Source organism: Serratia sp. K1WW1 (genome assembly GCF_055790865.1).
The window spans coordinates 5522969-5537559 of the sequence record NZ_CM147697.1 but is presented as its reverse complement, the minus strand read 5'-3'; the positions used below and the strand labels follow the sequence as shown (position 1 = coordinate 5537559).

Here is a 14591-nt window from a genome sequence, read left to right as displayed (position 1 = left end):
TGCCCCCTCTCAGTAGAAAAGGGGCAACTATGATTAACTCTCCGAGTCAAATGCCTGGGTCAGCGTTTCCAGCTGTTCCTGGGCATCCAGCCAGGTCATTTCCGTTTCTTCCAGAGCGGACTTGGCCTGGCTTTGCTTTTGCAGGCAGGCGGTCAGATCGGCTTTACGGCTGATGTCGTACAGCGCCGAGTCTGCCAACTGTTCTTCCACCGCGGCCAATTCTGCACCCAGCTTATCCATCTGTTGTTCCAGCTTGGCGATCTGCTTACGCAGTGGTTGGGTTTGCGTCCGGAATTCGGCTTCACGGCGCTTTTGGTCTTTACGCGCCTGGGCGCTGTTGCCGTTATCCTGCTTAGGTGCGGCATCCTGCTGTGCCTGCTGCTTTTGCAGATCGCTAAGCCACTGTTGGTAATCGTCCAGATCGCCCTCGAACTGCTCCACCTGGCCATCGTGCACCAGATACAGATCGTCGGTGGTAGAACGCAACAGGTGACGGTCGTGCGAAACCACCACCAATGCTCCTTCGAAATCGATCAGCGCTTCGGTCAACGCCTGGCGCATATCCAGATCCAGGTGGTTGGTCGGTTCATCGAGCAGCAGCAGGTTAGGGCGCTGCCAGACGATCAGCGCCAGCACCAGCCGTGCCTTTTCACCGCCGGAGAAACGTTCGGTGATTTCGGTGACCTTATCGCCCTGGAAGCCGAAGCCGCCAAGGTAATCCCGTAACTGCTGTTCTAACACGCGAGGGGCGATGCGGCTCAGATGCTGCAGTGGCGACTCATCTGCGCGCAGGAACTCCAATTGATGCTGGGCGAAGTAACCCAGTTTGATGCCCTTTGCCAGCCCGATCTCCCCGCTGAGTGGCTCCAGCGTGCCAGCCAGCATTTTGATCAGCGTTGATTTACCGGCGCCGTTACGCCCCAATAAGCCAATACGTGAACCGGGCACCAGGTTGAGCTTGATTGACTGCAAGATCACTTTGTCGCCATAGCCTGCGCTGACTTTTTCCATCCGCAGCAATGGGTTCGGCAGGCTTTCGGGTTGGCGGAAGCTAAACGTGAACGGGTTATCGACGTGCGCCGGGGCAATCAGCTCCATCCGCTCCAGCATCTTGATGCGGCTCTGTGCCTGTTTGGCCTTGGTGGCCTGAGCACGGAAACGGTCAATATAGCTTTGCAGGTGCGCCACTTTTTCCTGTTGGCTCTGATACAGTGACTGCTGCTGTGCCAGTTTGGTGACGCGCTGGCGCTCGAAGGAGGAATAGTTGCCGGTATATTCGTTGATGGTCTCATTTTCGATGTGCAGGATCTTGTCGACGATAGGGTCGAGGAAATCACGGTCATGCGAAATCAGCACCAGGGTACCCGGATAGCTTTTCAGCCAGCGTTCCAGCCAGATCACCGCGTCCAAATCCAAGTGGTTGGTGGGTTCGTCCAGCAACAGCAGATCGGAACGGCAAACCAAAGCCTGCGCCAGGTTGAGGCGCATACGCCATCCGCCCGAGAAGGCGCGCACCGGGCTTTGCAGCTGTTCGTTGGAAAAGCCTAAACCGTGCAACAGGCTAGCGGCACGGGAACGGATAGTCCAGGCATCCAGAGCATCGAGCTTACCGTGCAGCGTGGCGATGGCGTGGCCGTCGTTGTTATCGTTTGCCACCTGTAATTCGGCTTCCAACTGGCGGAATTCCCGATCTCCATCGATAACATACTCAATGGCGGGCACGTCCAGTGCCGGTGTTTCCTGATTCACCCAGGCCAGCGCCCAGTTGTTCGGGAAGGTGTAGCTGCCACCGTCTGCGGCGATCTCACCTTTCAGCAGGGCCAGCAGCGTAGATTTCCCACAGCCGTTCTTACCCACCAGGCCGACCTTCTGACCTGGATTAACCGTCGCCGTGGCGTTGTCCAACAGGACGCGGGTGCCGCGTCGGATTTGTAGCGAGGAGAAAACAATCATAAAGCGCCGTTTGTTCAGAGTATGTTAAATTGAATTGAGTTTACGTTAACAGGACGCTTAGCCGTCCTATTATTAGTCTTTGCGTTGCATGGTAACGGAAATCCGCCACCCTGACGACGCTTTGGAGGGGAATGATGTCACAGCCGCCGAAGGTTTTGCTGCTGTATGCCCATCCGGAATCCCAGGACTCGGTAGCAAACCGGGTTTTGTTACAACCGGCACAGCAGTTGGAACATGTCACCGTGCACGATTTATACGCGCACTATCCGGATTTCTTTATTGATATCCATCACGAACAACAGCTGCTGCGCGACCATCAGGTCATCGTTTTCCAACATCCCTTATATACCTATAGCTGCCCGGCCTTGCTGAAAGAATGGCTGGACCGTGTGCTGTCCCGTGGCTTTGCCAGTGGGATGGGCGGCAATGCGCTGGCAGGCAAATACTGGCGTTCGGTGATCACCACCGGGGAGCCGGAGGGCGCCTATCGCACCGGCGGTTACAATCGGTATCCGATCGAGGATATTCTGCGCCCTTTTGAGCTTACCGCGGCCATGTGCCATATGCACTGGCTGACGCCGATCCTCGTCTACTGGGCACGCCGCCAGAAACCGGAAGTACTGAGCAGCCACGCCAGCGCCTATGGTGATTGGTTGCGTAACCCCTTACCGCACACCGGGAGGCACTGATGGAAGGTTCCGCGCTATTAACCGCCATACTGTTGTTCCTGTTTGCTGCGGTGGTGACGGTGCCGATCGCTCGCCGTCTGGGGATCGGGGCCGTTTTAGGCTATCTGATCGCCGGTATCGCCATCGGTCCGTGGGGATTGGGATTCATCCGGGATGTGGATGAAATTCTGCATTTCTCCGAGTTGGGCGTGGTGTTCCTGATGTTTATCATCGGGCTGGAATTGAACCCGGCCAAACTGTGGGAGCTGCGTCGCTCGATCTTTGGTGTCGGTGCCGGGCAGGTATTGGTTACGGCGGCAGTACTTGCTGCGCTGCTTTACTTCAGCCATTTTGCCTGGCAGGCGGCGGTGATAGGCGGCATTGGTCTGGCCATGTCATCGACGGCCATGGCGTTGCAGCTGATGCGTGAAAAGGGCATGAACCGCAACGAAGGGGGCCAGCTAGGCTTCTCGGTGCTGCTGTTCCAGGATATGGCGGTGATCCCGGCGTTGGCGTTGATCCCGATCCTGTCCGGTGGCGCAGGAACCAGCGACGATTGGGCTGAAATCTCCATGAAGGTCGCGGCCTTCGGCGGCATGTTGATCGGTGGCCGCTTCCTGTTGCGCCCGTTATTTCGTTATATCGCCTCATCTGGGGTACGTGAAATATTTACGGCCGCCGCGTTGTTGGTGGTGCTGGGGGCAGCGCTGTTCATGGATGCCCTTGGCCTGTCGATGGCATTGGGGACCTTTATCGCCGGGGTGCTGCTGGCAGAGAGCGAATATCGCCATGAGCTGGAAATCGCCATTGAGCCTTTCAAAGGGCTGCTGCTCGGGTTGTTCTTCATCTCGGTAGGCATGGCGCTGAATATGGGCGTGTTGTATACCCATCTGCTGGAAGTACTGCTTGGCGTGGTGATCCTGGTGGCGGTGAAATCGGGTGTGTTGTACTCGCTGGCGCGTATCTTTGGCCTGCGGCGCTCGGTACGTCTGCAATTTTCCGGGGTGCTGAGCCAAGGCGGTGAGTTTGCCTTCGTGCTGTTCTCGGCGGCTTCGACGCAGCATATCTTCGACGACGATCAACTGGCCTTGCTGCTGGTCGTGGTGACGCTCTCAATGATGACCACGCCGCTGCTGATGCAGATTATCGATCGTATTCTGGCCCGCCGCTATAACGCCAAAGATGAGGATGAAGAGGCGCCCTACGTGGCAGACGACGATCCGCAGGTGATAATCGTCGGTTTCGGCCGCTTCGGGCAGGTAATAGGCCGCTTACTGATGGCTAACAAGATGCGTATCACCGTGCTTGAGCGGGACGTTAGCGCGGTTGGCGTATTGCGCCGATACGGTTACAAGGTTTACTACGGAGATGCCACGGAGCTGGAGCTGCTGCGGGCAGCCGGTGCGGCAAAGGCCAAATCTATCGTCATTACCTGTAATGAGCCGGAAGATACCATGGCCATCGTCCATCTGTGCCAGCAGCACTTCCCCAACCTGTCCATTTTGGCGCGGGCGCGGGGACGTGTGGAGGCGCACGAGTTGTTGCAGGCTGGTGTAAAACAGTTTAGTCGTGAAACCTTCTCCAGCGCCCTGGAGCTAGGGCGCAAGGCGTTAACGGAGTTGGGGATGCACCCGCATCAGGCTTATCGCGCTCAGCAGCATTTTCGCCGTCTGGATATGCGCATGCTGCGTGAACTGATGCCACCGCATCTGGGGGACGTGGCCCAGATTTCCCGCGTGAAAGAAGCCCGGCGCGAGCTGGAAGAACTTTTCCACCGTGAAATGCAAAAAGAAAAACGGCAGTTCGACGGCTGGGATGAATACGAATAATTCGGAGCACAATGATGTCTGCAACACGTAAAAGATTTATCGCCGGGGCGGTTTGCCCAAGCTGTAACGCTATGGATACGCTGGCGGTTTGGCGTGAAGACCAGGTTGAAGTGGTGGAGTGCGTCAAGTGTGGCCACCATCAGCGCCAGACCGAGCAACAGGTGGAAAAACACGTTCGCCCGCAGGAGCAGGTGATCGGTATTTTTCATCCGGAGTAGCGTTATCTGCCGTGATTTTTTATGCTGAAGGGTACAGCGCTGGAGATTTCCGCTACAATCTCCACCGATTTAGTTTCCAACGGTAGGAGATATCATGAAAGTAACAAAAGACTTGGTGGTCAGCCTGGCTTACCAAGTACGTACAGAAGACGGTGTTTTGGTTGATGAGTCTCCGGTGAGTGCACCGTTGGACTATCTGCACGGGCATGGCTCTCTGATCGCAGGTCTGGAAAAAGCACTCGAAGGTCACGAAGCTGGTGATCGTTTCGACGTTCATGTCGCCGCTAACGAAGCTTACGGCAACTACGATGAAAACCTGGTGCAGCGCGTTCCTAAAGACGTCTTTATGGGCGTTGATGAACTGCAGGTAGGTATGCGCTTCCTGGCTGATACCGATCAGGGCCCGGTTCCGGTTGAAATCACCGAAGTTGATGGTGACCACGTAGTGGTTGATGGTAACCACATGCTGGCTGGCCAAGACCTGAACTTCCACGTAGAAGTTGTGGCGCTCCGTGAAGCGACCGAAGAAGAACTGGCCCACGGCCACGTTCACGGTGAGCACGATCATCACCATGAACACGGTGACGGCTGCTGCGGCGGTCATGGCCACGATCACGACCACGATCATGACCACGGCAAGAAAGGCGGCTGTGGTGGCAACGGTGGTTGCGGCTGCCACTAATCCTGGTGCTGTAACTGCAACAAAAGGTCGCTTCGGCGGCCTTTTTTAGTAATGCGGGGGAGGTGTCTCTTCCGACTGCGAGGCGATCATCGAAGGTTGGCTGGCGCGCAGTTTGTCGGTCAGCAGCCGCAGATGTTCTTGTATCTTCAGCATTTCAAGCTGATGCTGTACCACGGTTTGATTGAGTTCCTCAATCGTCACTTCCTGAAAGGCCTGGCGGCTTTCCATCTCTTCCAACCGCTGCAGCAGGCTGTCGTAGTTTTTCTCGTGCATGATATTACCTCTGGCACTGTTAAATCCGGGATTCTGGCACTATGTTATCAGTAGCGCTTGGCTTTGTGCCTGCCAATTTCGGCAAGCGGTTTTTCACTACCGCAAGACGGGCAATTCAACTCGCAAGGTCGTCAAATAAAAATGTTAATTATCAATGCGATAATTATTTTTCTTGAACTTTGCTACCAATATGAGGTCACATCTTGACTCGATTGGTTACCTGTGTGACTGTTTTGTTTTGTTTCAGGCAGCTATAGTAGCCCGGTTAACTTACTTAATGATGGTTTGAGGCACCGCTTCAGACACTGGAGAAATGGATGAAATCTTTGTTTAAAGTCACGCTTCTGGCAACCACTATGGCTCTTGCTCTGAATGCGACCCAAGTTATGGCAGCCGATGCGGCCAAACCTGCTGATGCAGCCACCGTTACCACTACCGGTGAGGTTGCGCCTGCTGCTGAAGCGGCTAAACCTGCTGAAGCACCAAGCACTGGCAAGTTCAAGAATGACGATGAGCAGGTTGCTTACGCACTGGGTGTTCAACTCGGCCGCTACATGGAAAACTCGCTGGATGAACAGGAAAAGCTGGGCATCAAGCTGGACAAAGACGTGATGCTCGGGGCTGTTAAGGACGCGTTTGCCAAGCAGAGCAAGCTGAATGACTCTGACATCGAAAAAACCCTGCAAGGTTTTGAAGTTCGCGTGAAGGCTTCCGCTCAGGCGAAGATGGAGCAGGACGCGAAAGAAAACGAAGCGAAAGGCGTTAAATACGCTGAAACCTTCGCCAAAGAAAAAGGCGCGAAGAAAACCGAATCTGGTCTGCTGTACAAAGTAGAGAAAGAAGGGACCGGTGAAGCACCGAAAGACAGCGATACCGTAGTAGTAAACTACAAAGGTACCCTGACCGACGGCACCGTGTTTGACAACTCTTACGATCGCGGCGAGCCATTGTCATTCCGTCTGGACGGCGTGATCCCAGGCTGGACCGAAGGCCTGAAGCACATCAAGAAAGGCGGCAAGATCAAACTGGTTATCCCACCGGCACTGGCCTACGGTAAAAATGGCGTTCCAGGGATCCCTGCCAACTCCACGTTGGTGTTTGATGTTGAACTGCTGGATGTGAAACCGGCAGCCAAGGCTGACGACAAAACAGAAAAAGCGGCTGACGAAGCTGCTGCAGACGCTAAAGCCAAATAAGTCTGAGATTTTCCCAACCGCCGCGAATGTCCTTCGCGGCGGTTTTCATTTCTGCGCTACCCAGAATGCAAAATATCCTGCAACTTTACTCCCTGTCTTTACTGATCGCTTGACGCCTGCCGGGCATCGGGCTTAACGTCAATATCACGCGCAAATGTAAGAACCAGCATCTGACCGTTTTGCTAGACTCTGGGTCTGAACTTATGAATCATGCGCCTGCCCCTTAGGGCGTGTACCTAAAACTGCTCCCGGCAGCGATTGTCTCCTGCACGAGCCGTTTTAGTTGCGTCCCCTGGCACAGGCGATCTATGTAGGTGGTATCTTCGATGTCAAATTCGCTTTTATCCAGCGAAGCCAGCGAACTTGATTTGCTGAATGAGCGTCCGTTTAGTCAGACGGACCATGAAATCCTGAAGTCGTATGAAGCCGTGGTCGATGGGCTGGCGATGCTGATTGGCGGGCACTGCGAAATCGTGCTGCACTCCCTGGAGGATCTGAAATGCTCCGCCGTGCGTATCGCCAATGGTGAACACACCGGGCGTAAAATCGGTTCGCCGATCACCGATCTGGCACTGCGTATGCTGCACGATATGGCGGGCGATGACAGCAGCGTCTCCAAAGCCTATTTCACCCGGGCCAAAAGTGGCGTGTTAATGAAGTCGGTGACGATTGCCATCCGCAATCGCGAACAGCGGGTGATCGGTCTGCTGTGTATCAACATGAACCTCGATGTGCCGTTCTCGCAGATCATCCAGACCTTTATGCCGCCGGAAACGCAGGAGGTGGCTTCCTCAGTCAACTTTGCCTCCTCGGTTGACGATCTGGTGGCGCAGACGTTGGAGTTCACCATCGAAGAGGTGAATGCCGATCGCAACGTGTCCAATAACGCCAAAAATCGCCAGATCGTACTCAACCTGTACGAGAAAGGCATTTTTGACATCAAAGACGCGATCAATCAGGTTGCCGATCGTCTGAATATCTCCAAGCATACCGTCTACCTGTATATCCGCCAGTTCAAGAGTGGCGATTTGCTGGGCAATGAGCGCTGATGCTTAACTACTGCCTATTGGTCACCGGCCCGGCTTATGGTACTCAGCAAGCAAGCAGCGCCTGGCAATTCGCCCAGGCCCTGTTGGCGGCAGGCCACCGTATTACCAGCGTCTTTTTCTATCGTGAAGGGGTGCTGAATGCCAACCAACTGACCTCTCCGGCCAGCGATGAATTCGATCTGGTGCGGGCATGGGTGGCTATGGCGCAGCAACATGGCGTGGAGCTCAATGTCTGTGTGGCGGCAGCTTTGCGCCGTGGCGTGACCGATGAGCAAGAAGCCGCACAGCTGGCGTTGGTGGCTGCCAACCTGCAGCCGGGGTTTACCCTCAGCGGTTTGGGCTCATTGGCAGAAGCGGCGCTGAGCAACGATCGCCTGGTACAGTTTTAAGTGAGCAGAATGAAGCGAGTTGCGTTTGTATTTACCCAAGGTCCACATGGCAGTGCGGCTGGCAGAGAAGGGCTGGATGCGGTACTGGCGACGTCGGCACTGAGCGAGGATATCGGCGTATTTTTTGTCGGCGATGGCGTGTTGCAACTGCTGCCGGGCCAACAACCCGAAAAGATCCTGGGCCGCAATTACATCGCCACCTTTGGCGTATTGCCGCTGTATGACGTTGAAAACTGCTATCTCTGCGCAACGGCCATCCAGGAGCGCGGCCTGCAACAGGTCACTGACTGGGTGCTGAAGGCCGAAACTCTGCCGCCAGATACTCTGCGCCAGAAACTGGCCACTTACGATGTGGTCATGACTTTCTAGGATACTTTGATGCTGTATACCCTCAGCCATTCCCCAACCCGTTGCGACCTGCCCGCGTTGTTAAGGCTCACCAGAGAAGGTGATGCTCTGTTGTTGTTGCAAGACGGCGTACTGGCCGGCTTGGCCGGTAGCGCCAGCCTTGATTTATTGCTCAATGCCCCCATATCCCTTTATGCGCTGCAGGACGATCTGGAAGCCAGAGGCCTGTCTGTTCATTTTTCACCCAGAATCACGCTGATCGGTTATACTGACTTCGTTGTGTTAACCGAGAAACACCACAGCCAAATGGCATGGTAATGCGGGTGATGTTGTATATTTCTTGACACCTCTACCAGTCAGCCATAAAATTCTGCGTCCTCGTACTGTGCCAAAAGTGCATACGGGGGATTTATCACATGTTTACGAAGCAAAAAACGAAGCAAAACCCAGGAGCTTTTTTTAATGACTACGATTAATCAGCTGGTTCGCAAACCACGCTCTGTGAAGGCTGCTAAAAGCAACGTTCCAGCGCTGGAAGCCTGCCCGCAGAAACGTGGTGTATGTACTCGCGTATATACCACCACCCCGAAAAAACCAAACTCCGCACTGCGTAAAGTTTGCCGTGTGCGTTTGACTAACGGTTTCGAAGTGAGTTCTTACATCGGTGGCGAAGGCCACAACCTGCAGGAACACTCCGTAATCCTGATCCGTGGCGGTCGTGTTAAAGACTTGCCAGGTGTGCGTTACCACACCGTTCGTGGTGCACTTGACTGCTCCGGCGTTAAAGACCGTAAGCAAGCTCGTTCCAAGTACGGCGTGAAGAAGCCAAAGGCTTAATGGTTCTCCGTTAAGTAAGGCCAAACATTTTAATGTCAAAATAAACTCGTAGAGTTTTGGACAATCCTGAAATTTTCAACGGAGTATTTCCATGCCACGTCGTCGCGTAATAGGCCAACGTAAAATCCTGCCAGATCCTAAGTTCGGATCCGAGCTGTTGGCTAAATTTGTAAACATTCTGATGGTAGATGGTAAGAAATCTACTGCAGAAGCAATCGTCTATACCGCGCTGGAGACCCTGGCTCAGCGTTCTGGTAAAGGTCACCTGGAAGCTTTCGAAGTCGCTCTCGACAACGTGCGCCCGACTGTAGAAGTTAAGTCTCGCCGCGTTGGTGGTTCTACTTACCAGGTACCAGTTGAAGTTCGTCCGGTTCGTCGTAATGCCCTGGCAATGCGTTGGATCGTTGATGCCGCTCGTAAACGTGGTGATAAATCCATGGCTCTGCGCCTGGCGAACGAACTGTCTGATGCAGCAGAGAACAAAGGTTCTGCTGTTAAGAAGCGTGAAGACGTTCACCGTATGGCAGAAGCCAACAAGGCGTTCGCCCACTACCGCTGGTAATCCATGCAGTAGTTTTGCTAACCAAGTGGGCGCTTCAAGAAGCCAACCTGCTTGGTTTCACCGAACCGCCTAAGGCAATAGAGGAATCAAATGGCTCGTACAACACCCATTGAGCGCTACCGTAATATCGGTATCAGTGCTCACATCGACGCCGGTAAGACCACAACTACCGAACGTATCCTGTTCTACACCGGTGTAAACCACAAAATCGGTGAAGTTCATGACGGCGCCGCCACCATGGACTGGATGGAACAAGAGCAGGAGCGTGGTATTACCATTACTTCTGCAGCGACAACTGCTTTCTGGTCTGGTATGGCCAAGCAGTTTGAGCCGCACCGTGTAAACATCATCGACACCCCAGGGCACGTTGACTTCACCATCGAAGTAGAACGTTCCATGCGTGTGCTTGATGGCGCGGTAATGGTTTACTGTGCTGTTGGTGGTGTTCAGCCACAGTCTGAAACCGTATGGCGTCAGGCTAACAAATACAAAGTGCCACGCATCGCGTTCGTTAACAAAATGGACCGTATGGGTGCCAACTTCCTGAAAGTTGTTGGTCAGCTTAAATCTCGTCTGGGCGCAAACCCGGTTCCATTGCAGCTGGCAATTGGCGCAGAAGAGAAATTCACCGGTGTTGTTGACCTGGTGAAAATGAAAGCCATCAACTGGAACGAAGCTGATGCAGGCGTGACCTTCGAATACGAAGAGATCCCAGCTGACATGCAAGAACTGGCTGCTGAATGGCACCAGAATCTGGTTGAGTCTGCTGCTGAAGCCTCAGATGAGCTGATGGACAAATACTTGGGCGGCGAAGAGCTGACCGAGGAAGAAATCAAGAAAGCTCTGCGTCAGCGCGTGCTGAACAACGAAGTGATTCTGGTAACCTGTGGTTCTGCCTTTAAAAACAAAGGCGTACAGGCAATGCTGGATGCGGTTATCGAATACCTGCCAGCACCAAATGACGTTGAAGCTATCAACGGTATTCTGGACGACGGTAAAGATACCCCGGCTGTGCGTCATTCTGACGACTCAGAGCCGTTCTCTGCACTGGCGTTCAAAATCGCTACCGACCCATTCGTGGGTAACCTGACGTTCTTCCGTGTGTACTCTGGCGTTGTTAACTCCGGTGACACAGTTCTGAACTCCGTTAAGGCCGCGCGTGAGCGTCTGGGCCGTATCGTTCAGATGCACGCTAACAAGCGTGAAGAGATTAAAGAAGTTCGTGCAGGCGACATCGCTGCGGCAATCGGTCTGAAAGACGTCACTACCGGTGATACGCTGTGTGATCCTGCTAGCCCGATCATTCTTGAGCGTATGGAGTTCCCAGAGCCGGTAATCTCCGTAGCGGTAGAACCAAAAACCAAAGCTGACCAGGAAAAAATGGGTCTGGCTCTGGGCCGTCTGGCGAAGGAAGACCCATCATTCCGCGTATGGACTGACGAAGAATCAGGTCAGACCATCATCGCAGGTATGGGTGAACTTCACCTGGATATCCTGGTTGACCGTATGCGTCGTGAATTTAACGTTGAAGCAAACGTGGGTAAACCACAGGTTGCTTACCGTGAAGCGATTCGCGCGAAAGTTACTGACATCGAAGGTAAACACGCCAAGCAGTCTGGTGGTCGTGGTCAGTATGGTCATGTTGTTATCGACATGTACCCACTGGAGCCGGGCTCAAATCCGAAAGGCTACGAGTTCATCAATGACATTAAAGGCGGTGTGATCCCAACGGAATACATCCCTGCCATTGATAAAGGCCTCCAGGAGCAACTTAAGTCTGGTCCACTGGCCGGTTATCCGGTAGTTGATCTCGGTGTGCGTCTGCATTTCGGTTCTTTCCACGATGTTGACTCCTCCGAATTGGCGTTTAAACTGGCCGCGTCTATCGCCTTTAAAGATGGCTTTAAGAAAGCAAAACCTGTTTTGCTTGAGCCTATCATGAAGGTTGAAGTTGAAACGCCGGAAGAGAACACTGGTGACGTCATCGGTGACCTTAGCCGTCGTCGTGGTCAACTGAAAGGTCAGGAATCCAACGCTACTGGCGTTCAGATTCACGCTGAAGTTCCGTTGTCCGAGATGTTTGGATACGCAACTCAACTGCGTTCTCTGACCAAAGGCCGTGCTTCTTACTCCATGGAGTTCCTGAAGTACGATGATGCGCCGAACAACGTCGCTCAGGCCGTTATTGAAGCCCGTGGTAAATAAGCTTTCGGGTTTAACACATTGATCAGTGCTCCCTCCATGAGGGGGGAGCAAAAGAGTTAAGGAATATAGCCGTGTCTAAAGAAAAATTTGAACGTTCCAAACCGCACGTTAACGTTGGTACTATCGGCCACGTTGACCACGGTAAAACTACCCTGACTGCTGCAATCACTACCGTTCTGGCTAAAACCTACGGTGGTTCTGCACGTGCTTTCGACCAGATCGATAACGCGCCAGAAGAAAAAGCTCGTGGTATCACCATCAACACTTCTCACGTTGAATATGACACCCCGACTCGTCACTACGCGCACGTTGACTGCCCAGGGCACGCCGACTACGTGAAAAACATGATCACCGGTGCTGCTCAGATGGACGGCGCTATCCTGGTTGTAGCTGCGACTGATGGCCCTATGCCTCAGACTCGTGAGCACATCCTGCTGGGTCGTCAGGTTGGCGTTCCTTACATCATCGTATTCATGAACAAATGCGACATGGTTGATGATGAAGAGCTGCTGGAACTGGTAGAAATGGAAGTTCGTGAACTTCTGTCTGCTTATGACTTCCCTGGTGATGACCTGCCGGTTGTTCGTGGTTCAGCGCTGAAAGCACTGGAAGGCGAAGCTGAGTGGGAAGCTAAAATCATCGAGCTGGCCGGTCACCTGGATTCTTACATCCCAGAACCAGAGCGTGCTATCGATCAGCCGTTCCTGCTGCCAATCGAAGACGTATTCTCCATCTCCGGTCGTGGTACCGTAGTTACCGGTCGTGTTGAGCGCGGTATCGTTAAAGTTGGCGAAGAAGTTGAAATCGTTGGTATCAAAGACACCGTTAAGTCTACCTGTACTGGCGTTGAAATGTTCCGCAAACTGCTGGACGAAGGCCGTGCTGGTGAGAACGTTGGTGTTCTGCTGCGTGGTATCAAGCGTGAAGACATCGAACGTGGTCAGGTACTGGCTAAACCAGGTTCAATCAAGCCACACACTCAGTTCGATTCAGAAGTGTATATCTTGAGCAAAGAAGAAGGTGGTCGTCATACTCCATTCTTCAAAGGCTACCGTCCACAGTTCTACTTCCGTACAACTGACGTGACCGGTACCATCGAACTGCCAGAAGGCGTAGAGATGGTAATGCCAGGCGATAACGTGAACATGGTTGTTACCCTGATCCACCCAATCGCTATGGACCAAGGCTTGCGTTTCGCAATCCGTGAAGGCGGCCGTACTGTAGGTGCGGGCGTTGTTGCTAAAGTTATCGCTTAATCGCGAATAATTTATAAGCACTAAAAGAGGGCACTTCGGTGCCCTTTTTTTATACAATTTTTTACCAATCTTAATTGAAATAAAAACGATTCTTATTTAGACTTACTGCATCGGTTAAGAAGTGAGTCTCTCTATGTACGTATGTCTGTGTAATGCTGTGTCTGACAAAGCTATCCGTAAGGCAGTGCGTCAACACAATCCCCATACCATGAAGCAACTGCGTGAGCTGGTGCCGATTGGAACCGACTGCGGTAAATGCATTCGTCAGGCAAGGCAAATTATGGTGGAGGAACGGGCAACCCTGATCCCTATGCACGAAGTCGCCTAATAAATAGTAGGGTTATTTTTTGACTCTTGGCCCGCAGCTTCTACACTTTTAGAACTGCCCAGGAGGATTTACCTATGAAAGGCGATAAAAAGATCATTGCTCACCTCAACAAGCTGCTCGGTAACGAGCTGGTTGCCATCAATCAATACTTCCTGCACGCGCGTATGTTCAAAAATTGGGGCCTGATGCGTCTCAACGAGAAGGAATATCACGAGTCGATCGATGAGATGAAACATGCCGATCGCTACATCGAGCGTATTCTGTTCCTTGAAGGGTTACCGAACCTGCAAGATCTCGGCAAGCTGAATATCGGCGAAGATGTCGAAGAGATGCTGAGGTCCGATTTGGCCCTGGAGCTGGACGGTGCCAAGAACCTGCGGGAAGGTATCGCCTATGCCGACTCTATCCATGATTACGTCAGCCGCGATCTGATGAAAGAGATTTTGGCCGATGAGGAAGGGCATATCGACTGGTTGGAGACTGAGCTGAGCTTGATTGAGCGGCTTGGCATCCAAAACTATTGCCAGGCGCAAGTGCTGGAACGCAAAGACTGATCCTGCCACTTCCAAATTGCCCCCTCACCCTAACCCTCTCCCACAGGGAGAGGGGACTGTACGTGCCACAACTTAATTACGGTGTACGCCTTCGATATCCCCCCATTACAGACTAACACCTCGACCTGACAACAGCGCCGATCGGCCCCCTCGCCCTTTGGGAGAGGGTTGGGGTGAGGGGAAAAAACCGCTAAACCCATAAAATCCCTCCATGTTGAGCATATTTCCATCCGCGGCTTGCAAA

General features: G+C 53.2%; 17 protein-coding genes. 15 read left to right on the top strand and 2 right to left on the bottom strand.

All coding sequences use genetic code 11. From position 1 onward, the window contains the following. Positions 1-33: 33 nt before the first annotated feature. Positions 34-1953, bottom strand: coding sequence for an ABC transporter ATP-binding protein (locus ACX9GU_RS25210; protein ID WP_473193249.1), 1920 nt, complete (start codon positions 1951-1953; stop codon positions 34-36). Between the two features lie 134 nt (positions 1954-2087). On the opposite strand from ACX9GU_RS25210, the gene kefG reads away from it, so the two are divergent. The 4 genes from kefG to slyD all read left to right on the top strand — a co-directional run bounded on the left by kefG (position 2088) and on the right by slyD (position 5350). After that, a complete protein-coding gene (gene kefG / locus ACX9GU_RS25205) occupies positions 2088-2642 on the top strand; it encodes a glutathione-regulated potassium-efflux system ancillary protein KefG (RefSeq protein ID WP_024482696.1) in 555 nt (184 codons plus the stop codon). Beyond that, the gene (kefB, locus tag ACX9GU_RS25200) at positions 2642-4450 is read left to right on the top strand and encodes a glutathione-regulated potassium-efflux system protein KefB (RefSeq protein WP_473193248.1); all 1809 of its coding nucleotides are present in this window, start codon (positions 2642-2644) and stop codon (positions 4448-4450) included. Before kefG ends, kefB begins: the two co-directional genes overlap by 1 nt. 14 nt (positions 4451-4464) lie before the next feature. Further along, the gene (locus ACX9GU_RS25195) at positions 4465-4668 is read left to right on the top strand and encodes a YheV family putative zinc ribbon protein (RefSeq protein ID WP_037376686.1); all 204 of its coding nucleotides are present in this window, start codon (positions 4465-4467) and stop codon (positions 4666-4668) included. A 94-nt stretch (positions 4669-4762) separates the two neighbouring features. After that, positions 4763-5350, top strand: a complete 588-nt coding sequence (gene slyD / locus ACX9GU_RS25190; protein ID WP_021181645.1) for a peptidylprolyl isomerase — start codon at positions 4763-4765, stop codon at positions 5348-5350. A 45-nt stretch (positions 5351-5395) separates the two neighbouring features. On the opposite strand, the gene ACX9GU_RS25185 is transcribed toward slyD, so the two are convergent. Next, positions 5396-5623, bottom strand: coding sequence for a protein SlyX (locus tag ACX9GU_RS25185; RefSeq protein ID WP_059199484.1), 228 nt, complete (start codon positions 5621-5623; stop codon positions 5396-5398). 317 nt (positions 5624-5940) lie between these two features. On the opposite strand from ACX9GU_RS25185, the gene fkpA reads away from it, so the two are divergent. From fkpA to bfr, 11 genes are all read left to right on the top strand, one after another. Further along, positions 5941-6819: an FKBP-type peptidyl-prolyl cis-trans isomerase gene (fkpA, locus tag ACX9GU_RS25180; protein ID WP_121608460.1), complete on the top strand. Its 879-nt coding sequence runs from the start codon at positions 5941-5943 to the stop codon at positions 6817-6819. A gap of 326 nt (positions 6820-7145) precedes the next feature. After that, positions 7146-7868 carry a helix-turn-helix transcriptional regulator gene (locus tag ACX9GU_RS25175; protein ID WP_021181642.1) on the top strand — a complete coding sequence of 241 codons (723 nt, stop codon included), beginning with the start codon at positions 7146-7148 and terminating at the stop codon, positions 7866-7868. Continuing rightward, positions 7868-8257 carry a sulfurtransferase complex subunit TusD gene (gene tusD, locus ACX9GU_RS25170; RefSeq protein ID WP_071681292.1) on the top strand — a complete coding sequence of 130 codons (390 nt, stop codon included), beginning with the start codon at positions 7868-7870 and terminating at the stop codon, positions 8255-8257. The genes ACX9GU_RS25175 and tusD overlap by 1 nt, the downstream gene beginning before the upstream one ends. Positions 8258-8266: 9 nt before the next feature. Continuing rightward, entirely contained in the window at positions 8267-8626 is a 360-nt protein-coding gene (gene tusC / locus ACX9GU_RS25165; RefSeq protein WP_473193247.1) for a sulfurtransferase complex subunit TusC, read from the top strand. A gap of 9 nt (positions 8627-8635) precedes the next feature. Beyond that, on the top strand, positions 8636-8923 hold the full coding sequence (gene tusB / locus ACX9GU_RS25160; RefSeq protein ID WP_473193246.1) for a sulfurtransferase complex subunit TusB: 288 nt from the start codon (positions 8636-8638) through the stop codon (positions 8921-8923). 144 nt (positions 8924-9067) lie between these two features. Further along, a complete protein-coding gene (gene rpsL / locus ACX9GU_RS25155; RefSeq protein WP_021181638.1) occupies positions 9068-9442 on the top strand; it encodes a 30S ribosomal protein S12 in 375 nt (124 codons plus the stop codon). A gap of 91 nt (positions 9443-9533) precedes the next feature. Continuing rightward, a complete protein-coding gene (rpsG, locus tag ACX9GU_RS25150) occupies positions 9534-10004 on the top strand; it encodes a 30S ribosomal protein S7 (RefSeq protein ID WP_021181637.1) in 471 nt (156 codons plus the stop codon). Between the two features lie 90 nt (positions 10005-10094). Next, on the top strand, positions 10095-12209 hold the full coding sequence (gene fusA / locus ACX9GU_RS25145; protein WP_021181636.1) for an elongation factor G: 2115 nt from the start codon (positions 10095-10097) through the stop codon (positions 12207-12209). A gap of 71 nt (positions 12210-12280) precedes the next feature. Then, positions 12281-13465: an elongation factor Tu gene (tuf, locus tag ACX9GU_RS25140; protein ID WP_046808053.1), complete on the top strand. Its 1185-nt coding sequence runs from the start codon at positions 12281-12283 to the stop codon at positions 13463-13465. Between the two features lie 133 nt (positions 13466-13598). Then, positions 13599-13793, top strand: a complete 195-nt coding sequence (bfd, locus tag ACX9GU_RS25135; RefSeq protein WP_025123458.1) for a bacterioferritin-associated ferredoxin — start codon at positions 13599-13601, stop codon at positions 13791-13793. Between the two features lie 74 nt (positions 13794-13867). Next, positions 13868-14347: a bacterioferritin gene (bfr, locus tag ACX9GU_RS25130; RefSeq protein ID WP_024485621.1), complete on the top strand. Its 480-nt coding sequence runs from the start codon at positions 13868-13870 to the stop codon at positions 14345-14347. The last annotated feature ends 244 nt before the right edge of the window (positions 14348-14591 follow it).